The sequence below is a fragment of the Pseudomonas sp. OVF7 genome (genome assembly GCF_030644265.1).
In the GTDB taxonomy this organism is placed as follows: domain Bacteria; phylum Pseudomonadota; class Gammaproteobacteria; order Pseudomonadales; family Pseudomonadaceae; genus Aquipseudomonas; species Aquipseudomonas gorinensis.
The window spans coordinates 3,986,384-4,008,472 of sequence record NZ_CP128996.1 but is presented as its reverse complement, the minus strand read 5'-3'; the positions used below and the strand labels follow the sequence as shown (position 1 = coordinate 4,008,472).

16 protein-coding genes are annotated in these 22,089 nt (G+C 61.3%); 9 read left to right on the top strand and 7 right to left on the bottom strand.

Translation table 11 applies throughout. The features are described 5' to 3' along the window. Positions 1 to 146: 146 nt before the first annotated feature. A complete protein-coding gene (locus tag QU606_RS18210; protein WP_150055351.1) occupies positions 147 to 1,475 on the top strand; it encodes a hypothetical protein in 1,329 nt (442 codons plus the stop codon). Positions 1,476 to 1,514: 39 nt separating this feature from the next. Here QU606_RS18210 and QU606_RS18205 read toward each other — a convergent pair whose 3' ends face one another. Then, positions 1,515 to 2,486 carry a methyl-accepting chemotaxis protein gene (locus QU606_RS18205; RefSeq protein WP_304997284.1) on the bottom strand — a complete coding sequence of 324 codons (972 nt, stop codon included), beginning with the start codon at positions 2,484 to 2,486 and terminating at the stop codon, positions 1,515 to 1,517. 362 nt (positions 2,487 to 2,848) lie between these two features. Next, a complete protein-coding gene (locus tag QU606_RS18200) occupies positions 2,849 to 3,874 on the bottom strand; it encodes an IS110 family transposase (RefSeq protein WP_024074122.1) in 1,026 nt (341 codons plus the stop codon). A gap of 267 nt (positions 3,875 to 4,141) precedes the next feature. Here QU606_RS18200 and QU606_RS18195 point away from each other — a divergent pair, with 267 nt between their 5' ends. From QU606_RS18195 to QU606_RS18180, 4 genes are all read left to right on the top strand, one after another. Beyond that, positions 4,142 to 5,119 (top strand): helix-turn-helix transcriptional regulator, encoded by a 978-nt coding sequence (locus QU606_RS18195; RefSeq protein WP_024075347.1) that lies wholly within the window; start codon positions 4,142 to 4,144, stop codon positions 5,117 to 5,119. 132 nt (positions 5,120 to 5,251) lie between these two features. Further along, positions 5,252 to 6,133 (top strand): transporter, encoded by an 882-nt coding sequence (locus QU606_RS18190; protein WP_304997283.1) that lies wholly within the window; start codon positions 5,252 to 5,254, stop codon positions 6,131 to 6,133. 22 nt (positions 6,134 to 6,155) lie between these two features. Continuing rightward, a complete protein-coding gene (locus QU606_RS18185; protein ID WP_069075899.1) occupies positions 6,156 to 7,319 on the top strand; it encodes an MFS transporter in 1,164 nt (387 codons plus the stop codon). A 34-nt stretch (positions 7,320 to 7,353) separates the two neighbouring features. After that, a complete protein-coding gene (locus tag QU606_RS18180) occupies positions 7,354 to 8,460 on the top strand; it encodes a class II histone deacetylase (RefSeq protein ID WP_304997282.1) in 1,107 nt (368 codons plus the stop codon). A gap of 127 nt (positions 8,461 to 8,587) precedes the next feature. Here the strand turns inward: QU606_RS18180 and QU606_RS18175 are convergent, their stop codons facing one another. Both QU606_RS18175 and QU606_RS18170 read right to left on the bottom strand, forming a co-directional pair. Next, positions 8,588 to 9,529: a p-hydroxyphenylacetate 3-hydroxylase reductase component gene (locus QU606_RS18175; RefSeq protein WP_024075343.1), complete on the bottom strand. Its 942-nt coding sequence runs from the start codon at positions 9,527 to 9,529 to the stop codon at positions 8,588 to 8,590. A gap of 65 nt (positions 9,530 to 9,594) precedes the next feature. Beyond that, on the bottom strand, positions 9,595 to 10,764 hold the full coding sequence (locus tag QU606_RS18170; protein WP_069075902.1) for a p-hydroxyphenylacetate 3-hydroxylase oxygenase component: 1,170 nt from the start codon (positions 10,762 to 10,764) through the stop codon (positions 9,595 to 9,597). Between the two features lie 272 nt (positions 10,765 to 11,036). Here QU606_RS18170 and QU606_RS18165 point away from each other — a divergent pair, with 272 nt between their 5' ends. Then, positions 11,037 to 12,524: an aldehyde dehydrogenase family protein gene (locus QU606_RS18165; protein ID WP_024075341.1), complete on the top strand. Its 1,488-nt coding sequence runs from the start codon at positions 11,037 to 11,039 to the stop codon at positions 12,522 to 12,524. 44 nt (positions 12,525 to 12,568) lie between these two features. Here QU606_RS18165 and QU606_RS18160 read toward each other — a convergent pair whose 3' ends face one another. The 3 genes from QU606_RS18160 to feaR form a co-directional block, all read right to left on the bottom strand. Then, positions 12,569 to 13,423, bottom strand: coding sequence for a transporter (locus QU606_RS18160; RefSeq protein WP_102623832.1), 855 nt, complete (start codon positions 13,421 to 13,423; stop codon positions 12,569 to 12,571). An 87-nt stretch (positions 13,424 to 13,510) separates the two neighbouring features. After that, positions 13,511 to 15,625, bottom strand: a complete 2,115-nt coding sequence (locus QU606_RS18155; protein WP_304997281.1) for a PQQ-dependent dehydrogenase, methanol/ethanol family — start codon at positions 15,623 to 15,625, stop codon at positions 13,511 to 13,513. Between the two features lie 130 nt (positions 15,626 to 15,755). After that, positions 15,756 to 16,697, bottom strand: coding sequence for a transcriptional regulator FeaR (gene feaR, locus QU606_RS18150; RefSeq protein ID WP_024075338.1), 942 nt, complete (start codon positions 16,695 to 16,697; stop codon positions 15,756 to 15,758). A 334-nt stretch (positions 16,698 to 17,031) separates the two neighbouring features. Here feaR and QU606_RS18145 point away from each other — a divergent pair, with 334 nt between their 5' ends. The 3 genes from QU606_RS18145 to QU606_RS18135 all read left to right on the top strand — a co-directional run bounded on the left by QU606_RS18145 (position 17,032) and on the right by QU606_RS18135 (position 22,087). Further along, positions 17,032 to 19,464, top strand: coding sequence for a TonB-dependent siderophore receptor (locus QU606_RS18145; RefSeq protein ID WP_168233236.1), 2,433 nt, complete (start codon positions 17,032 to 17,034; stop codon positions 19,462 to 19,464). A gap of 62 nt (positions 19,465 to 19,526) precedes the next feature. Then, a complete protein-coding gene (locus QU606_RS18140) occupies positions 19,527 to 21,140 on the top strand; it encodes an ABC transporter substrate-binding protein (RefSeq protein WP_193690700.1) in 1,614 nt (537 codons plus the stop codon). Continuing rightward, positions 21,137 to 22,087 (top strand): ABC transporter permease, encoded by a 951-nt coding sequence (locus QU606_RS18135; protein WP_024075335.1) that lies wholly within the window; start codon positions 21,137 to 21,139, stop codon positions 22,085 to 22,087. The genes QU606_RS18140 and QU606_RS18135 overlap by 4 nt, the downstream gene beginning before the upstream one ends. Positions 22,088 to 22,089: the final 2 nt, after the last annotated feature.

Sequence of the window (22,089 nt, the reverse complement as noted above, 5' to 3'; positions counted from 1 at the left end):
ATGTCTGCCTTTGGTTTTGTTGCTGTCTGCCAAGGTGCACGGCTTGGCTGGCAGGGTCAATTGCGTGGCACGCAGGTGAAAGACTTGCCCCGCTCGCGGTTGCCCTAATGCGCCATCGCTGTCCAACCCTGCAGGGGAACGTAACAATGGAGCAAACGCTGAAAACTCGCTCACTGTCCAAGGCCGTTGGTCTGGGTATAGCCCTCTTGATCGCTGATTCATCGGCCCAGGCCTATGAGCTGTATGCCGATGACGACACCCATCTGAATGCTGATTTCCTTTCGGTATACGGGATGTTCAACAGCCGTAACAACTACGACGGTACGCCCGGGGGTTCAACCTGGCGGGAGGGTTTCATCAAGTATGGCGTGAGCGGCGACCAAGGCCTGGCCGGGTTCGGCACCGGCTACGGCGCACTCAACTGGGTCAGTTCCGGCACCTGGGGCGACGGCGATGCGGCGGGGAATACCGACGGTTCGGAACGCACGACCAAAATCGAAGATGCGTACCTCGGATGGCGCTCCGCCGATCTGTTCCCGGCGCTTGGCAAGGACGGCATCGATTTTTCCGCCGGTCGCCAGGTGGTCAAGGTCGGCAGAGGGTTCCTGATCAACGACGACGGTCCTAATCTGGGGAAAGGCCCGGCCGACGGCGCGTTGAATCGCGGAGGCGCCTACTACCTCGCGGCGCGGCACGCCTTCGATCGCACCGCAGTCCTGCGCCTGGGCGGGCAGGAAGGCCTGCATGGCTCGGTGTTGTGGCTCAAGTCCGATAACCGCGCCCAGGCGGAAACCGAGCTGGCGGCGGGCACCCTCGACTACACGGCTGCCGCCGGTACGCTCGGCCTGACCTGGGTCCACGGCATTGATGTCACGGACCAATGGGCCAGCGACTTCCAGAAACAACGCGAAGGCCTGAATACCTACAGTCTGCGCGGCGAAGGCAACGCGGGCATGGAAAACGCCAGTTTCGCGTTTGAATACGCCTGGCAAGACAAGGATGCCGGCCCTCAAAAAGCCTGGTATGCCGAAGCCGGCTATACCTTCGCGGACGTGACCTGGTCACCGAAACTGACCTACCGCTACACCCGTTACTCGCAAAAATGGGACCCGCTGTTCACTGGGCTAAGCAGCGGTTACGGCACCTGGTTCCAGGGTGAAGTGGCCTCCAATTACGCAGGTCCCTTCAACAGCAACACCGGTATCCAGCATGTCGGCCTGAAGGCGACCCCATTGGAAAACCTGACGGTCGGCGCGTTGTACTTCGACTTCAATACCCTACGCAAAAGCGATGCACTGAATCTCGATGCGAGGGAGCTGGATCTGTATGTGGAATGGGCGGTCAACAGCCACTTGATCATCAGCCCTTTGGTCGGCATTTATCAGCCAAAAAAGGATGCGACCACGGGTGGGAACCAGGTGGGCGGCAACGCTACCAACGTCTACAGCCAGCTAACGGTGGCCGTACCGTTCTGATCCCATTCAGGCGCTGCCGGGTGCAGCGCCTGAACAGACTTACTGTTTGTGCTGATGCAACATCGTCTGAATCTGATGCGTCGCCTGGCGGGTATTTTCCGCCAGTTTGCGCACTTCATCGGCCACCACTGAAAACCCGCGCCCGACCTCTCCTGCCCTGGCCGCTTCGATAGCGGCATTCAAGGCCAACAGGTTGGTCTGGTCGGCGATGCCCTTGATGACGCTGACCACCGTCGCAATCTGGCCATAAGTCGCCTGACTCTGCTCAAGCAACTGGTGATGGGTGGCCTTGGCTGACTGCTCATCGCTGATATCCCGTACTGCGCCGATCACCCGGGTCAAGCGTCCCTGCTGATCGCGCACAGCTCGACCCCGCTCTCGACACCAGATGTAGCCACGCGTCTTGTGGCGCATCCGGTATTCAAACACGTACTCACCACTGCCGTGCATGCCGAGAATCTCACGGTCAAAGATCGCCATGATCTTCGGCAAATCGTCAGGATGAGTGATGCTGACTTGAGCATCCCAGCCGTCGGGCAACTCATGCGGGGAATACCCCATGAGGAGGCGAAATTGATTGAAAATCCGCATCCGGCTGCCGGGGTCCTGAACGTCACCGTTGACCACGGTGATGTCCCAGCAGCCCTCGGTGAGGGTTGACTGCAACAGCTCCCAGATTTGCGCCTCCTGCTGATGCTGACGTGACAGCTGAATGTGCTGTTTCAGCTCGGCCTCCAGTGCCTCCTCGCGTTGCCGGCTTTGCTCGACTTGCTGGCGAAAGGCTTCAAGCGCTTGTTCACCGCATTCCAATCGAGCGGCCTGAACCATGGCTCGTTCATCGGCCGCAAGAAGCCGTTGGTTGGCATGGGCTCTCTGCTGCGCGAGCTGTTCCAGACATGCCTGCACGCTCGGATAAGCGGCCAGCGCCTGCATCTTATCCGCCTCACCGGCAAGCAACCGGTTGAGGGTTTCAGCGAGCGCCTGCATCGGTTTACTTTTCTTGAAGAACATCAGTCTGTCCCTTGCCAATCGAGTCGATACTCAGAATCTGATAGCAAACCGATGCGGATTACTTGTACGAGACTGCTAAGGCATTTGCTCCTGTCTGCCATAAAAATCTATGGTCCCCCCATTTTTGCAATACTGATTAACGGGCGATGTGGTTGGCTTGCTTAAATCTATCCGGCGTCTGTTTGGGGCTTGCCCCAGCGCCACGATGAGAGTCGCGCCTGACGATCCTTAAAAGCCCGTCGGCTTCTGAAGCCGATTTTTATGTCAGGATCTTCGCCAGGCCGGTAGGCCGTTCACGTCATCCGTTGTTCAGCTATCGCAAAACCTGAAGGGTGAATTGTGGTACTGCAACAACCGCAGGGTCAGGCGTTCAAGGCGTCTGGCCCTGCTTCATATTGCGCATGGTGAGCCGCTATCGCCCAAGCGATACGCGCCAGTTTGTTGGCCAGGGCACAGGCCACCACATTCGAGTGTCGTCGGCGCAGCAGCGCTCGCACCCAGTCGGCCAAAGCCCCCTTCTGATGATCCAGCCTCTGCATGTAAACCCTGGAGCATTGCACCAGCAGTTGCCGCAGGTGCTTGTCACCCCGCTTGCTGATCCCCAACAAATTGGCTTTGCCGCCCGTGCTGTACTGTCGCGGCACCAAGCCCACTGAAGCCGCAAAATCGCGACTGCATCGGTATTGCTTGCCATCGCCCATTTCTACAGCCAGAAGGCTGGCGGTGATCGGACCGACACACGGCATGCTAAGCAAACGGCTCCCCAGATCATCGTCGGCCAGCTGGCAAGCCAGTTGTTTGTCCAGTTCCTTGATCTGTTCATCCAGGTAAACGAAGTGATCGTGCAGGCGTTGCAACAGCACTGTCAGCCGCACAGGCAGCTCATGCTCGGCCAAAACAGCTGCCAAACGCTTCATGATGGCTGAGCCTTTGGGCAGGCTGATGCCAAATTCCAGCAGGAAACCGTGCATCTGATTGGCTGTCTTGGTGCGGTCATGCACCAACGACTCGCGCATGCGATGCAGGACAGACAGGGTTTGCTGAGACTCGGTTTTAGGCGTAACGAAGCGCATGGACGGACGGGAAGCCGCCTCGCAAATGGCCTCTGCGTCGATAAAGTCATTTTTGTTGCCCTTGACGAAAGGGCGGACAAACTGCGGTGAAATCAACTTGGTCGTATGCCCCATCGCCGCAAGCTGACGGGCGATGAAGTGAGAGCCGGCACAGGCTTCCGTTACCACGACGCAGCTCGGCAAGTTGCCGAAGAACCGCATCATCTGCGCTCGCGAGAGCTTTTTGCGAAACACCTCGCGGCCCGATTTGTCTTGGCCCAGAAGGTGGAAATTATGTTTGCCGAGATCGATCCCGATCAGTGCTGACTCGCTCATGATGATGGCCTCCAAAAACAAAACACCCTGCGAAAGCGTAGCCCTCGCAGGGTGTGGGGGTGACCATCTCATTAGCCCGGTTGCGTTTGCGCGACAGCCGATGCCCGCAGCCGTCAGTCATACGATCCATCGTGCATCTGTAGGATAGCGATCCTCTTTCAAACCGCTGATACTCATCCCCAGGCCCTGCCCACGTCCAGACGACGTTCCGGTCCTTAATGACTTCGTGACGAAAACAATAAGAATGTCGCACAGAGGTACCTACGAATGAGCCGTCATGACCATGGACATGCCAGCCTCCTGGAAGCGTTCAGCGCGATAACACTGGAGCTTCAGCGCCTGGCGCAGAACAAAGATATCGAGCATTTCCATCACGCCGCGCTGAGCTGCATCAGCCAACTGTTGCCCTTCGACAGTGCCTGGTGGGGCCGTGCGGCACTGATTGACGGGTTGCCTGAAGAACACCACTCCTACCTCTACAAATTGCCCCGCAGCTACCTGCCGGACTGGCAATCGATTCGTCATATCGACGTGACCGTCGGCAAGGTCCACGACAACCTGGGACAAGCGGTCATCGTCGACATGCGCAACCCCGCCAGCGGTCCTGGGCTCAACTGGCTCGGCGAGCTGTATGGCATTGGCCAATTGCTGTGCGTTGCGTACGTCGACCCGCAGACCCACCTCAGTGATCACCTCACGGTGTATCGCGCTCCCGACGCACCGTGCTTTACCGGTCAGGATTGCCTGTTGCTGAACAACCTCATGCTGCATCTGGTAGCGGCGGTATCGGCCAATCAGATCCGCACCCTGGTGGCCATGCGCGAAACCCTCACCAGCCCGCGCAATCTGGCGCTCGCCGTATGCGACCAGCGCGGCACACTGCACTGCGCGGAACGTGGCTTCGTCGACTTGCTGCTGAGCGAATGGCCGGACTGGACCGGCCCTTGCCTGCCGGTGGCGATGGACGCCCAGGGGTATGAAGGCAAGCACTTGCAGGTCGAGGCTTCGACGGTCGGTGACCTGTTCCTGCTGGCAGCCCGCAGCCGCACGGTGCTGGTGCAACTGAGCCCACGGGAAAACGATGTGGCCCAGGGCTTCGGCGAAGGCAAGACCTACAAGGAAGTCGCCCGCGATCTGGGCATGTCACCCAATACCGTGCGCCACCACATCCGCGCCATCTACAGCAAACTCGGGGTCAAGGACAAAGCCCGAATAGCTCATCTGCTGCACGCCCCGCCTGACTGATCTGCACCGCTGACTCGCGCTGACTTTTTCGCGGTCCTTTTGACCGCCACGGGGCGCTTTTGCGCTTTTTTTTGCCCCTCTGCCAATGACGGGCGATCCGTTCGCCGCACAACAACTCAAAGAAGAGATGCAATGCCCATGACCAGGACCTTCACCCGCAACACCGCACTGGCCCTCATCAGTGGTCTGTCGAGCCTGCACGCTGGCGCTGCCGACCTCAACGCCCGGGATTTTTTTGGCGCGCCCTCGGGTACCACCCTGGGCGTACTCTATTTGCCGGCAAGCCGCGCCGGCGATTTCCACGGCCCGGCCGACAGCACCGGCAAGGCCGACCTGCAGGTCAACGCTATGGCTTATCGCCAGGTCTTTTTCACCGACATCTGCGGCACGCTCTGCACGCCACAGTTCATCGTGCCCTTCGCCGACATCAACGCCCGCCTGCCGGGTGCCAGCCAGCACACTGGAGAAAGCGGATTCGGTGATCCTCAGGTCGGCGGCACAGTGTTCTTCATCAACGACCCCGCCTCGCGCACCTACAGCGGACTGCTGAGCCTGATTACCCTGCCGGTGGGTGAGTACCACAGCAACCATCCAGATGTGTCGCCCGGCGCCAATCGCTGGGGCGCCACCTTCGTTTACAACTACACCCAGGGCATCGGTGAAAAATGGGTGCTGGAAGCCAACCTCGAAGCCCAGCTTTATGGCAAGAACGACGACTACTTCGGCAGCGACCTGAAACAGGACCCGCTGTATCGACTGCAAGCCTTTGCCTCCTACGACTTCACCCCAAGCACCTATGGCGCGTTGCGACTGATCCACGCCGACGGCGGCGAGCTGCGCATCAATGACCAGCGCATCGACGACACCCACAAGCGCTACACCCAGGTGGGTTTCGAAGTCGGTCATTGGCTCGATCAACAGAATCAATTGATGTTCAGCCTCTCGCAGAACGTCGCCACCGACAACGGCTATCACGGCACCGACGCGCTGCTGCGCCTGGTCCATGTGTTCTGAATTCATTCATCGGAGCTTGACCATGAACACCCAGACCAAACCGCTGCCCCATCAGCGTTCCCTCGCTTCATCGCAACTGGCATTGCTGGCCGCCATTGTGCTGTTTGCCGCCATCACCCCGACCATCCTCATGACCGCACCGGCAGTGGCGGCGCAACTGGCGACTCAATGGCAGTTGAGCGCCTCACAGATCGGCGATCTGTTCTCCACTGAACTGGGCGCCATGAGCCTGGCCACCCTGCCCGCTCTCTGGTGGCTCAAACGTGTCGACTGGCGCCGCGCCGCATTGGCGGCCGGGGTTGTGTTTATTGCAGCCAACCTGTTGTCGATACTGGCCCACGATTACCCGATGCTTCTGGCATTGCGCTTCTGCAGCGCCCTGGCCGGCGGTTCATTGATGATTATCTGCCTGTCCAGCGCGGCCTCGACGTCCAACCCCGGACGCGTCTATGGCTTATGGGTGATGGGGCAACTGGTGGTCGGGGCGCTGGGTTTGAGCATCCTGCCACGCCTGTTCGAACACTACGGGCTGTCGGCCTGTTACTTGATCCTCGCCGGACTGATGACCGTTTTTCTGCCACTGGCTCGTTATTTCCCCCAGGGCAGCCCGCCGCCTGCAAAAGTCGCCGAGCGAGTAGCCCTCGCCTCGAAGTGGAAGGCCGCACTGGGCATTCTTGGCATCCTGAGTTTTTACATCAGCCTGAGCGGCGTCTGGACCTTTATCGGTTCCATCAGCACACGCGCCGGCCTCTCTGCCGAGTCCAGCGGCGAGATCCTTGCCATCGCCACGATGACAGGCATTGTCGGCGCCGGTTGTGCCTCGCTGATCGGCAATCGTCTGCCACGCCTGCTGTTGCTGCTGCTCGGTTATGCGGTGATGGCAGGCTCGGTGCTGTTGTTGCTGGGCCAACCCGACATGCTGCGTTTTGCATTGGCCGCGCTGCTGTTCAAGTTCACCTGGACCTTCATCCTGCCGTTGATTCTGGCCTGCCTGGCCGACCTCGACCGCTCCGGAAAACTGATGAACGCCTCCAACCTGGTGATCGGTGGCGGCCTGGCCATCGGCCCGAGTGTGGCTGGGCGGCTGATCGAAGCCAGTGGCGACTTTCAATCGCTGCTGATCGGCGGGGCCTGCATCACCTTGCTGTCCCTGGTGTTGATTCTGAGCTGCCGCCCTAGCGCATGAGCAGCCCTTTTACCCTAAAAAAATGGAAACGACGATGAGCCGAAAAAGTGCATTTTTCTTCGACGAACTCAGCCTTTGGCACAGCGCTGGACTGCACGCCTTGACCTTGCCCGTAGGAGGTTGGGTGCAACCGCCTGCCGCTGCCGGCCACGCCGAATCGCCGGAAACCAAACGCCGGTTGAAGAGCCTGTTGGACGTTTCCGGCCTGACCCGACACCTGCAGGTACAAAGCGCCAATCCGGCAACGCATGAGGACCTGCTGCGGGTGCATACGCCTGGCTACCTGCAACGTTTCAAGGCCATGAGCGATGCCGGGGGCGGCGAATTGGGGCCGAACGCGCCCATCGGGCCCGGCAGTTATGAAATAGCCAGACTCTCCGCCGGCCTGGCCATGGCCGCGGTGGACGCGGTGCTGTCCGGCGAGGTCGACAATGCCTATTCCCTGTCACGCCCACCGGGCCACCACTGCCTCGCCGACAGCGCCATGGGCTTCTGCTTCCTGGCCAATATCGCCATCGCCATCGAGGCCGCCAAAGCGCAGCGTGGATTGGGCAAAGTCGCGGTGATCGACTGGGACGTGCACCACGGCAACGGTACGCAATCCATCTTCGAAGAGCGTGCCGACGTGCTGACCATTTCGCTGCATCAAGACGGCTGCTTTCCTGCGGGTTACAGCGGTGAAGCGGATCGCGGCCGTGGCGCGGGATTGGGAGCGAATATCAATATTCCGTTGCCCCCCGGCAGCGGTCATGAGGCTTACCTCTACGCGATGCAGCGCATCGTGATGCCGACGCTGGAGCGTTTTGAGCCAGAGTTGATCATCGTCGCCTGCGGTTACGACGCCAACGCCGTCGACCCGCTGGCCCGGATGCTGTTGCACAGCGACTCGTTCCGGCAAATGACCCGCTGCGTGCGCAAAGCCGCCGAACGCCTGTGTCAAGGCCGTCTCGTGCTGGTGCATGAAGGCGGGTATTCCGAAGCGTATGTGCCGTTTTGCGGATTAGCCGCCATTGAGGAACTGGCGGGCGTCCGGACTGAAGTGGCCGATCCCATGCTGGAATTTGTGCAGTTGCAGCAACCGAAGGAAGCGCTTGCGGCGTTTCAGCGGCACTGGATCGATGCGCTGGCCGAAGCACGCTGAGCCTGGATGCTGACAACGTTGCGGGTCAGTTCGCGGGGCCGAACCTGACGCAAAAAAATCCGATGCCATCACAGGCATCGGATTTTTATTGGTTGCCGCTAAAGATCAAACGCGCTTGGGCTGGCAGTCAGCAGTGGCTGATCAGTCGCTTCAACACGGTCTTGAACGTTTCGATCTGCGCTTCGCTGAATTCGGCAAAGACTTTCTCTTGTTGCGCCTGCGCGATCGCCCAAAGGTCTTCGGTCTGCTCGATACCGGCCGCCGTCAGACGTACGCCGTTGTCATCGTCGTTTACCAGCCCCTTGCGCTTGAGATTGGCGACGGCCTCATCGATTTCCCGAACAGGCATCGCCACCTCACGCAACAGATCATTGGGGCTCAGCCTGGCGTCGTTTTCCAGCACCATCAGCATGCGCGCCTCGCTGGTACGCAGGCCGGTGGACAGTTGCCGAGGCTGGTAGCTGGACTGGTAGGCGCGCACCGCCTGGGTCATCAAGTAATACAGGTTATGGCTGAGACGCCCCTGGAAATGGCTGCTCGGCGCCTGGTTTTCATCGCGCTGAGTCATTCGGGTATGGGGCAAGACCATGGAGTAAGCCCCCTGGTGATACAGCAACGGCGAGCGACCGAAATCGTCGAAAGCCACCACCTTGCCAATCATGATCCAATGGTCACCACCGTCGACCTGCTGGTACTTCTCACAATGAAAACGAGCCGCGCAGTCGGCAAACACTGGCGAGCCGCCCTCCCCCGATTCGTACTCGATCTCGGCGAAGCGATTCTCCTTGGGTCGGGCGAAGTTATTGGAGAGGTCGATCTGGTCCGCCGCCAGCACGTTGACGGCAAAATGACTGGCCTCCTCGAACACCTCATGGCTGTTGGAACGTTTGTCGATACTCCACAGCACCAACGGGGGGTCAAGGGACACCGAGTTGAAACTGTTGGCCGTCACACCGACCTTGCGCCCGCTGGCGTCGGCCGCCGTCACCACGGTGACGCCAGTGGCAAAGTTGCCCAGGGCGCGGCGAAAGGCGCGAGGGTCGAAAGACGCAGAACATTTATCAGACATGCAAGACTCCCGGACTGCTTGCACAAGCAGCCCTGATTATTGTTATGGCGCGTAGGGCGAATGACTCAGATCATGCTGGGATCGGGCTCGAGGCCCATCAACTCACGACCCAGGATCTGCGCGCAGACGTCGTAGTCGGTGTAGGCATGGGCACCGGTCATGTGCGAGTCACGGAACAGGCGCTGCATCTCGTTGTGCTCGAACCAGGCATTGCCGCCAGCGGCCTCGAACAGACGGTCCACGGCCTGGATGCACATTTTGGTCGCATAGGCCTGGTTGGTGCGCCAGAACGCCAGGGTTTCACGGCTCGGATAGCGCTGCTGCTCACTGTGCTCGGCGTGTTCCTGCCAGGTCTTTTCGAGAAAGGCCCGGGCCGCGGCGACCTGGTGCGTCGACTCGGCCAGGCGCATCAGTGCGGGCGTAGCCGCACCCACCGCGGCCCCGGTGTAGGCACGCACGCGCGTTTTGGTTTTTTCGCGGAAGACCTCCAGCATGCGCTCGGCAACCCCCAGGCTGACGGTGGAGAAACCGCTGGCAAAGTAAGGACGGTATGGCGAGTAGAAAATCTTGCTGTCCGGGTACAAGCCGAAGCCTGCCGACTTGCCTTCCATCATGTCCTTGGCTTTTTGGATGCGGTGCTCCGGCACCCAGGCGTTGTCGATGATCAGGGTCTTGGTGCCACTGCCTTTCATGCCGGCGGCAAACCAGTCATCGCGAATCTGATAGTCGCTGCGCGGCAGCACGGCAAAGCAATAGTCCTGGGTGCCTTCGGCATTCTTGCGCCGGAAACCGACAATCGCCCACTCGGCATGGTCACAGCCACTGCTCCAGCCCATCTCGCCGCTGAACAACACGCCCCCGTCGACCTCTTCGGTGCGGCCGAACGGCGCGATGCTGCTGCTCGCGGTTGCATTGGGGTCCTCGCCCCAGACTTCCTGCTGCAACTGCGCGGAAAACATTGCCAGTTGATGACTGTGGGTGCACAGCAGGCTCATCGCCCAGGCCGTGCTGGCGCAGGCTCCGGCGAGCAAGGCGATGCAATCGGCAAATTGCGGCAGGGAGATCTCCATGCCACCGAAGGCACGGGGCTGAAAAGCACGGTGCAGGCCGATGCCTTTGAGCAGCGCGATGTTTTCGTCGGGGACCCTGCGGTCTTGCTCCGCCTTGAACGCATTGGCGGCAATGGTCGGCAGAATGGACTTGAGGTCTTCGAGGAGCGGGTTTGGCTTTTTCATGGAGGGCCCTGCTTATTATTGGATGTCCGGCGGCCTTCCATTATCGAGGGGCGGCGCCGGCTGCAGGCTCAGTATGCGGTGAGCGGCATGTCCGGAAAATGCACCTTCCAGATGCAAAATTGTACTTTTCATGGGCGCTGGCCGCGCCCCGCCAACACGACTGGCGCGCCGGTGGCAGGCACAGGCATGGCGCCAGGCAGTCACAGTCAAGCCGACGTGGCAGCGGTTGATTAACCTCCCCGTTTGCCCTTGTTCGCCACCAGGAAAACCCCATGACCGACATCACCCTCCTGCCCCAAGTCGAAGCCTTCCTGCGTCGTCGCCATACGCTGTTTATCGATGGCGGCTACGTGCAGAGCCATTCCAGCCAGACCCTGGAAGTCATCAACCCCGCCACCGACCAGGTGATCGCCCACGTCGCCGATGCGGACGCTGCCGACGTCGACGCGGCGGTGGAGTCCGCTCGTCGTGGCTTCCAGCAATGGTCCCAAGTGGCCCCGGCCGTGCGCGGCAACGTGCTGCTCAAGCTTGCCGACCTGCTGGAACGCAACCGCGAGGAACTGGCCCAGATCGAGACGTGCCAGTCCGGCAAGATCATCCAGGTCTCCCGCGCCTTCGAAGTGGACCAGGCCGCGCACTTCCTGCGTTACTACGCCGGCTGGGCCACCAAGATCAGCGGCCAGACCCTCACCCCGTCCCTGCCCTCCTTTGCCGGCGAACGCTATACCGCGTTCACTCTGCGCGAACCGGTTGGCGTGGTGGTAGGCATCGTGCCGTGGAATTTTTCGACCATGATCGCCATCTGGAAACTCGCCTCGGCGTTGGTCACCGGCTGCAGCATTATCATCAAGCCCAGTGAATTCACCCCGCTGACCATCCTGCGCATCGCCGAACTGGCGGTCGACGCGGGCTTGCCTGCCGGGGCCCTGAACGTGTTGACCGGAAGCGGTCGGGTCGGCCAGGCACTGGTTGAACACCCGGGGACCGATAAGGTGTCATTCACCGGCTCGGTGCCGACCGGCATCGCCGTAGGCCGCAGTGCGGCCAGCGCAGGATTAACCCGCGCGACCCTGGAACTGGGCGGGAAAAACTCGGCGGGGTTCCTGCGCGATGTGGACCTCGACACGGCAGTCAACGGCATCATTGAGGCGGGTTTCCTGCACTCCGGGCAGATCTGCGCCGCGGCTGAACGCTTTTTCGCCCATCGCTCGCAGATCGAGCCGCTCATGGCTCGGCTGTCCGAGCGTCTGGGCAAACTGCACATCGGTTCGCCGCTGGATGAACGCACTGAATTCGGCCCGGTCACCAACCGCCAGCACCAACGCAAGCTCGAAGGTTTTTTTGCCAAGGCCCGTGCCGAAAACAATACGATCATTCACGGCGGCAAGCCCATGGATCGTCCCGGCTGCTATGTCGAGCCGACCGTGATCCTCGCCAACAGCCTCAACGACAGCTTGCTCAACGAGGAAACCTTCGGCCCGATTGCCACGTTCTTGCCCTACGACACCGAAGAAGAGTTGCTGGCGCTGATGAACCACACGCCCTATGGCTTGAGTGCCAGCCTCTGGACCAATGACCTGAGCAAGGCGCTGCGCATGGTACCGGCCATCCATGCCGGGACGGTGTGGGTGAACATGCACACCCTGCTGGACCCGGCCGTACCCTTTGGCGGCGTCAAGTCATCGGGGATCGGGCGCGAATTCGGCTCAGCATTTATCGACGATTACACCGAACTCAAATCGGTGATGATTCGCTATTGATCCGGCGCCGGCATGGACCGTGTCCATGCCGGGCAACCCTTGGCTCAGTAGAAGTACGCCAGGCGAAACTGCAGCGAATTATCAATCTTCACGCCCTCGCGCACCGACGTGTCATGCATCAACTGCCCCATCACTTGCACCTGCTTGCCCAGCATGGTCGCCACGGTGAAGCCCAGCGTGCCGTTGCTGCGGCTGGTGGCCAGGGTTTCATGGTCAAGGGTTTCGCGCGCGCCCCAGTTATGCCGGTAGGAGACCGCAGCGTAGGTGTCCGGGGTGAAGTTGTAGCGCAGGTGGTTGTGCAATTGCAGCAAGGGATCCTTTTTCGCATCGGTGGAGCGCTGCTCATCGTAGAACTCGGTTTCGGCGATCACATCCCAGGTGATTTTATCGGTAAGCCCCTTGATGTAACCGACCTGGAAGTCCAGGGCCCAGCGGTTGCTGCTCAAGGCAAAGCCCTGGTTCTTCTCGCTGCCGGTCGGCGCGGTGACGAATACCGACCAGCCCAGGTGTTCGTTCTTGGCCAGGTCGGCGATGGTCCACACCGTGCCACCGAAAGTGATATCCCCCAGCCCCGAATGCTTGCTGTCGGTGGCGCCAGTCTTCTGGTAGCCGAAGGGGATGACGATCTGCGGGTCCCAGGTCAGCCCAGTGTTGAAGAACTCGGTGAAGTGAATCAGCCGCAGCACCCCGACGGTGAGGTCAAGGTCGAGGTTGTCGGCGACTTTCTTGCCGCCGGAGTACACCTTATCCCCGCGCGGATTCTGCTGGTACAACACCACCACGTCCGTGCCTTGGGGCAGCGCCGTGTAGTCGCCCGGATCGGGTTTGACATCGGCCTGGGCCAAAGGGGCCAGGCTGGCGAGAAGTGTGCTCAGTGTCAGGGTATTGAGTGCTTTCATGGCGGATCTCTTTATTGTTATTGGGGGCATGGCTTCGCCATGACGACTCCGTGGGGAGTCGCCAGGCACAGGTGAAACAACGGGGAATCAGTGGGCGTCGACGTGCCCGACAGCCTTGAGGTCGGCTTGCAGATCCTGGGTGCGCTTGACCAGGTATTGACGGATCAACTCCATGTCTTCGCGCTGGAGAATGTCGGAGAAGTTCGGCATCCCGCGGGTGATCAGCGCGCCGCTGACAAACGCCGGGAACGCCGCATGCTTGTTGTCGTCCAGGTAGCGCAGGTCCGGCACCACACCGCCACTGATCGCGTTGAGGCCATGGCAACCTGCACACAACCCGTTGAACAGGCCGCGCGCCTGCGCCAGTTGCTCAGGAGTTGCCGTGAGTGCCTGGTGGGTGGTCGGCAATACCGGGGCAACCTTGGGGGGCGGCAGTTCGCCGTGGGCGCCCAGCTTGAAGGCTATCACCCGTGATTCGGCGCGCACCTTGCCCTTATTGGTCAACGGCCCGGTGAGCAAGGGGATGATCCCGCCCCATCCCACCGAGAACGCCACGTATTGCTCCCCCTTGACGGTATAGGTGACAGGCCCGGCCATCACCCCGGAGTTGGCGCGATGCTCCCACAATGGCTTGCCGGTGTCGGCGCGGTAGGCGACCACGCGGCCATCGGCCGTGCCCTGGAACACCAGGTTGCCCGCCGTGGCCAGTGTGCCGCCGTTGCCGGCGCTGATATAAGGCTGCTTCCAGGCGGCCTGCTGCTTGACCGGGTCCCAGGCGATCAGCTCACCGCTCCAGGCGTCACGGATTTTATTCAAGGCTTTCGGGTCTTCAGGCAGGTCCGGCACATCCAGCCCGAAGTTCACCACTGACTTGTTCGACAAGAACATCGGTGCCTTCGCGGCCTTGAGTTCGGCCAAGGTGTACTGGGCCGGGATGTAGACGTAGCCGGTCTTAGGGCTGAACGACATGGGGTGCCAGTTGTGCCCACCGAGAAAGCTGGGCTGCACCACTTTCGGCGCTTTGGAATAGTCGGCCGCACCGGTCAGGATGGGGCGTCCGGTTTTCATGTCGATACCGCTGGCCCAGTTGACCGGGACGAAATTCTTCGCCGACAGCAGTTGGCCGTTAGTGCGATCCAGAACGTAGAAAAAGCCGTTTTTCGGCGCCTGCATGATCACCTTGCGCAGGGTGCCGTCGATCTTGATGTCAGCGAGGATCATGTGCTGGGTCGCGGTGAAATCCCACTGGTCTTGCGGGGTGATCTGGTAGTGCCACACGTATTCGCCGGTGTCTGGCCGCAGCGCCAGGATCGACGAGACATAGAGGTTGTCGCCCTTGCCATTGGTACGGAACTGGTAGTTCCAGGGTGAACCGTTGCCCGTGCCCACATAAAGAAGATCAAGCTCGGGGTCGTAGGCCATGGAGTCCCAGACGGTACCGCCGCCGCCCCATTTGACCCAGCCATCGCCGTCCCAGGTCTTCATCGCCTTGGCCATGGCCGGGTTTTCCGGTGGCAGTTTCGGATCACCTGGCACCGTGTAGAAACGCCACACCTGTTGGCCGGTCTCGGCGTCGTAAGCCGTGACGTAGCCGCGTACGCCAAACTCGGCGCCGCCATTGCCGATCAGCACCTTGCCCTTGACGATGCGCGGCGCGCCTGTGATCGAGTAGCTCTTGGTACGATCGATGATGGTGTCGACGCTCCACACCGGCTGACCATTCACCGCATCCAGGGCAATCAAGCGTCCATCAAAACTGCCCACATAGACCTTGCCCTGCCACACCGCCACGCCCCGATTGACCGGGCCGCAGCAGCCCTGGCTAAGGTTTTCGGGCGGGACTTTAGGGTCATACTTCCAGAGCAACTCGCCGGTGGCGGCATTGATCGCATAGACAATGCTGAAAGCCCCGGTGGTGTACATCACCCCATCGACCACCAGCGGCGTGGCTTCGGTGCCGCTGTCGATATCCAGTTTCGTCGTCCAGGCCATGCCCAACTGCCCGACGTTGTCGGCATTGACGCTATCGAGCGGGCTGTAGCGTTGCTCGTCGTAGGTGCGGCCGTGGCTCATCCAGTTGCCTGGCTCCTGGTCGGCGGCGATGATGCGCCGACCGTCGACCTGCGCCGGACCCGCCCACACACCCGGGCACAACGCAGCCATCAGTAAAGGGCTGCCGATCAGCAAGCTCCGTGTTCTCATTTTTATTTTTCTCCAGCAATAATCGGCTCGGTATCAACCCCAGCCCAGGCAATCTTATTAGAGTGCCTGCCACGCCCAAGGACTTGACTGAGTCTGCCAAACCGCTTGGCATTCCCTGCCAGGCCGGCATTTATAGGGCGTGTTGGCGATAGTCCCGAGGGGCATGCTGGAAATGGCGCTTGAAGACGCGACTGAAATGCGCCGCGTCGACAAACCCCCATTTAAACGCGATCTGGGTGATTGATTCATGGCGCAGGTCTTGCGCGCACAGGTCTTGCGCCACCCGTTCCAAGCGGCGTTGCTGGATGTAGCGGGAGATACTCTCGTGGCGTTGCTCAAACAGCCGGTAAAGCTGGCGCACCGAGACGTTCAAGTGTCGGGCCAGGTATTCAGGGCCCAGTTCCGTCTCTTGCAGTGAGGTTTCCACCAGTCGCGTGGCCAGTCCGTAAATATCATCCTGGCCCACGCAGGCAAAACCGGGCTGGCGTTCGTCACGCTCGCGCAGGCCGGCGGCGGCCAAGCCGATCAATGCTTGCGCCAGTGCCGGGCCATCGCTGCGGCCACCCTCGTCCTTGCGCAACTCCACATCCCCCAGCGAGCGCGCCAACGTGCGAATCATGTGAGTGGCGACGCTATTGCGCGCAAGCTTGCCGAACAACTGTTCGGGGCGAAGCTGGTGGCTGACTTCGTCACGTGACAGATGGATCGAGATGTTGTGCACCAGGCCCTGGGGTTCGATCTCAAATGCCTGCGCCGAGTCGACCAGGGCAATGTCGTCTGGCCCCAACTCGATCACCCGGTTTTGCTGGCGAATGCGCTGATGGCCCGCACCCTGGAGAATCAGAAAGCAGTAGCGATCATCGTCCCCGTCCCCCGAGGTGCGCTGGCGGCTGATCAACCCTGCGTTGGTACGGATATGCGCCACCCCCAGGCCGCAGACATCCTGGCCATGGACACTGCCGATAAACAGGCTGTGCTGGTTTGACAGCGTCGTGTTGAAGTTACCGCAGACTGCACGCAAGTCGCGGTTCCAGTTGGCGAATGCATCGCAAGCGTGAAGCAAGGCAGGCATACCCCCCTCCCACTGATTCTTTTTAGTTATTCCGTTAACATATTATCTATCTGCGGCATATGCAAGCCGAGGGGGCCCGCGATGCTGGGGCCTATGGAGCGTGCACCGAGGACTTTGCGCAGCGTTGAGCCGCTCACGGGCAACATAATAAAAATAGATGATCTTATAAATTATTAAGATAACAATATCTAATAATTAGCTTATTCCAAAAAAGACTTTCACTCCCGTTTCTTATAGTAATACCTTCACATCACAGACCGACCCCATGCCTGGCGGAGGACGTACCCCCACGACCACCAGGAGCCTTCAGCAGGCTTACATGGACCTTTCCAACATGCCAGACATCACCGCCCCGCTCCCCCTCAACAAGTTCCACCTGTCACTCTTGACCAGCTCGTTGCTGCTGGCCAGCGCGCCCTCCTTCGCCGAGACCACGACGGATGACGCCCAACTGGGCACGGTCACGGTGATTTCCACCGGCATGCGCGGCCAACAGCGCACCGTGGCCGACAGCCCGGCACCGATTGACGTGATCAACAGCGAACAACTGCTCAAGACCGGCCGCGCCGAACTGTCCGAGGCCATTGCCAAGCTGCTGCCCTCGTTCAACTTCGGCACCAACATTGCCGGCTACAACTCAGTGACCCGCCCCCTCAGCAACCGCAGCCTGGGCCCCGCCTACACCCTGGTGCTGGTCAACGGCAAGCGCCGGCACAACGGCGCGACCGGCCAGCGCGGTTCGATCGATAACAGCGGCGCGAACGCGGTGGACATCGACCTGATCCCGGTCAGCGCCGTCGACCATATCGAGGTACTCAAAGACAGCGCTGCCGCCCAGTACGGCTCGGATGCGGTGGCGGGCGTGATCAACGTGATCCTCAAGAAAGACAACAGCGGCGGCCACCTGGAGACCAGTTACGGCCAGTTGTTTTCCGGCCAGGGCGAAACCATCAAGGTGGCGGGCGACGAGGGGTTCAAGCTCGGCGAACGCGGCTTTTTCCACTTCTCCGCCGATGCCCGCAAACGCGGGACCGCCGCCTGGAACGACAAGGCCGACAGCACGGTCAGGGCGTTCAGCGACCCCGCCAAGGAAGCCGCCTGGAACCGGGTGGCGATCAAGAACGGCGACCCTGACCTCAAGGCATTCAACCTGGCCTACAACGCCGAATTGCCCCTGGAAGACCTGACGCTGTACTCCTTCTCCACCTATGGCGAGCGTGACGCCGAGGCCGCCAACTACTTTCGCCTGCCCACCGGCAGGGCCGCGGTGCCCGAGGTATTTCCGGACGGTTACTACCCGCTGAACAACATCAAGGACCGCGACTACCAACTGCTGTTTGGCGGCAAGGGGCAAGTGGCCGAGTGGAACTGGGACCTGAGCACCACTTATGGGCGCAACAACGTCCACCACTCCAGCGACCTGAATATCAACCCGTCGCTGGGCACCGCCTCACCGACGCGGTTCGACAACCTGGCGACCTTTCGCTTTGAGCAGTGGGTCAACAACCTGGACATCACTCGCCGCTACGACAGCCTGTTCAACCTGACCTCGCCTGTGCAGGTGTCCGCCGGCCTGGAACACCGCTGGGAACATTTCAGCACCTTCGCCGGAGATCCCGAGGCCTATATCACCGGCACTTACCCGGCGGCGTCGGGGGCGCAGGCGGCCGTCACGATTCGCCCGGAGGATGAAGTCAGCCTGATCCGCAATAACTACGCCGGTTACCTCGACCTGGGCTTTGACCTGACCGAACGCTGGTTCCTCGACGTGGCCGGCCGTGTCGAACATTACGACGATGACTCTGGCAATACCTTCGGGCTGAAGGTGAACTCACGCTACGAGCTGACCGACACGGTGGCGGTACGCGGTACGGTCGGCACCGGCTTTCGTGCGCCGTCCCTGACGCAGATCGGCTACACGGTGGCAGACAACCGAGTGGCCACCGATGTGAACGGTAACGTGGTGCCCGCCGTGACCCGCTTGACCCCTTCCGGCAGCAACCTGGCCAAGGCGTTGGGTGGCGACGACCTCAAGCCGGAGAAATCGCGCAACCTGGGGCTGGGCCTGACCTGGCAGCCAGCGCCACGCACCAGCATCACCGCCGATGCCTACCTGATCGACATTGATGACCGCATCGCCCTGACCAGCAATATCTACGACCAGGGCAATGGCGCCATCAATGCCATCCTCGCCGCCCAGGGTGTGCCCACCGGTACCTGGGTCAACTACTACACCAACGCCTTCGACACCCGCACCCGCGGCCTGGACATCGTTGCCGACCACACCACGCCGCTGGATGCCTGGGGCGATGTGCGCTGGAGCCTGGGCTTCAACTGGAACAAGACCACCATTGAAGACAGTCGCGGTACACCCGCCGCCCTCGCCAATTCCGGCGTGACCCTGGTGGGCCGCGACCGCGAGGGCGACCTCACCGAAGCGTCGCCCAAGACCAAATGGATCCTCGGCGCCAACTGGAAGGTCGCGGACCTGGCGGTCAACCTGCAAACCAGCCGCTATGGCGCGGTCAAGACCCTGGCGGTGAACCCCACGGGCGACCGCAGCTTCGGCGCCAAATGGATCACCGACCTGGACGTCAGCTACACCTTCGTCGACCACCTGACCGTCAGCGTCGGCGGCACCAATATCTTCGACGTGCGCCCCGACCGGCACGCCGTCTACAGCAACCTGGGCCTGGCGCCCTATGGCAACCCGCCGTTCTATCCGGGCGGCGGCTACTGGTACACCAAGCTGGCCTACGACTTCTGACCCACCCCTTGCATACACCGCAATCGCCACCTGAGGGCACTCCATTGAATACCTCCAACTTGATGAGCCGTCTGCTGGCCCCCTGCACATTGGCGTTAAGCCTTGCCGCTTGCTCACCGTCGGGTAACGACACCCAGGCCGGCAAGACCCTCAACATCGCCTTTTTCGGCGACAACACCACCCTGGTCAGCGTCGATCCGTTCCAGGTCTACTGGCTTGAACACCGGGTGTTGCTGCGCAATGTCGCCGAGTCGCTGACCGACCAGGACCCGGAAACCGGCACGATCATTCCCTGGCTGGCCAAAAGCTGGGAAGTGAGCGACGACGCCCTCACCTACACCTTCCACCTGCGCGATAACGTCACCTTCAGCAACGGCGAGCGCTTCGATGCCCAGGCGGTCAAGACGGCCTTCGACAGCAACAAGGCGCTGGCCACCGAGTTGCCGGCCACCTTCGGCGCCACTTACCTGGCGGGGTTCGATCACGCCGAAGTGGTCGACGACTTCACCGTCAAGCTGGTGCTCGCCAAGCCGAATGCGGGCTTCCTGCAGGCCACATCCACCACCAACCTGTCGATCCTTGCCCCGGCCTCCTATGCGCTCAGCGCCAAGGAACGCTCGTTGGGCAAGATCATCGGCACCGGCCCGTTCATCCTGGCCAGCTATACCCCGGAAGTCGGCGCGCACCTGACCAAGCGCAAGGGTTACGCCTGGGCGTCGGCCAATATGAAGAACCAGGGCGAGGCCCACCTGGACGCGGTGGACATCAGCTATATCCCCGAGGAAAGCGTGCGCAACGGCCTGTTCCTGCAAGGCAAGGCCGACATTCTGTGGCCGCGCAACCCGTTCTCCGAGGTGGACCTGAAACTGTTCCAGTCCAGGGGCGCAACCATTCAAAGCCGCTCGCTGCCGGGCCCGGCGCTGAACCTGTACCCCAATACCCGTGGCGGGCGTGCCTTGGCCGACAAACAGGTGCGCCTGGCCGTACAGAAAGCCATCGACCGCAAGAGCTACGCAAGCACGGTGTACAACGCCGCGTTCCCGGTGGTGGACGGCATCTTCGATGTGACCACGCCCTACTTCAAGAGCCAGGGCGCCAAACTGGTCTACGACCCGGCCGCCGCCGAGCGCCTGCTGGATCAAGCCGGCTGGGCCAAGGGCGCGGACGGTTATCGGCAGAAAAACGGCAAGCGCCTGAGCCTGAGCTACAACATCAGCCCGGCAGAAACCGCCGGCGATGTGTTGATCCAGGATCAGCTGCGCAAGGTCGGCATCGAGCTCAAACTCAGCGTGGTCACCCGCGCCGAATGGGTCGCCAACAACACCGCCGGCAACTATGACCTGACCATCAACTATATGACCCGTGCTGATCCGATCATCCTGCAAACCATCCTCGATCCGCGCACCGCCAACAGCTCGACCCTGGCCACCAACCTCTATGAGCCGGCCGTGCTGGACACCGCCAAGGGCCTGTTCGATGCCGGCATCACCGCCACCCAGGGCGCACAACGCGCCACGGCCTATGGCGATTTGCAAGACCTGTTGATCGATGAGGGTTCGGCGTTCCCGGTGTATGAACGCGTGTGGCAGGCAGCGACCTCGCCACGGGTGAAACACTTTCGCTGGACTGCCGAGGGCTTCGCATTGCTGGGTGATATCGAGGTCGGTACGCCATGAGCCGTTACCTGATCGGCCGGATTGGCCAGGCGCTGCTGGTGCTCTGGGGCGCCTATAGCATCACCTATTTCATTTTGTACCTGCTGCCGGGCGACACCCTGTCCATCATGCTCAGCGCCTCGGGCATGGAGGCCGACGCGCTGTCGGTCGAAGACCTGGCCAAGGCCCGCGCTTATTACGGCCTCGACCAGGGCGTGTTCGAGCAGTATTTCAACCTGCTGCTCGGCGCGCTGCACGGTGACTTCGGCCAGTCGCTGTCGCTGAATCGACCGGTGGCCGAGCTGCTCGCCGAACGATTGCCGCAGACCTTGTCCCTGGCCGGGCTGGCGATTGTGTTGTCGCTGCTCGGCGGTGTCGGCCTGGCCTACCTGACTGCGTACCTGCGCTGGCGGCCGTTAAAAATCGCGTTGACCCGGTTGCCGTCGCTGGGCTTTTCAGTGCCGGTGTTCTGGATGGGCCTGCTGCTGATCCAGGTATTCGCGTTCGGCCTCGGCTGGTTTCCCGCCACCGGCAGCCGTGGGGTTGAAAGCCTGGTGCTGCCGGCGATCACCCTGGCGATCCCCAGCGCGGCGGTGTACGCCCAGGTGTTGCAACGCAGTTTCCAAGGGGTGTGGCAGGAGCCCTACATCGTCACGGCCTATGCCAAGGGCTTGAGCCGTGGCCAGGTGCAGGCGCGTCACGGCTTTCGCAACGCGGCCCTGCCGATTCTCACCCTGATCGGGCTGCAAGTGGGCAATACGGTGTCCGGCGCGGTGCTGGTGGAAACCATCTTTGCCCGCTCCGGCATCGGCCGCCTGGCGCAGGAAGCGGTGCTGCGCCAGGACATTCCAGTGGTGCTGGCCATCGTTGCCGTCTCGGCGGCGGCATTTGTGCTGGTGAACCTGCTGGTCGACCTGCTCTATCCCTGGCTCGACCCGCGCATCTCCCATACGCCAAAGGTGTCCTAGAC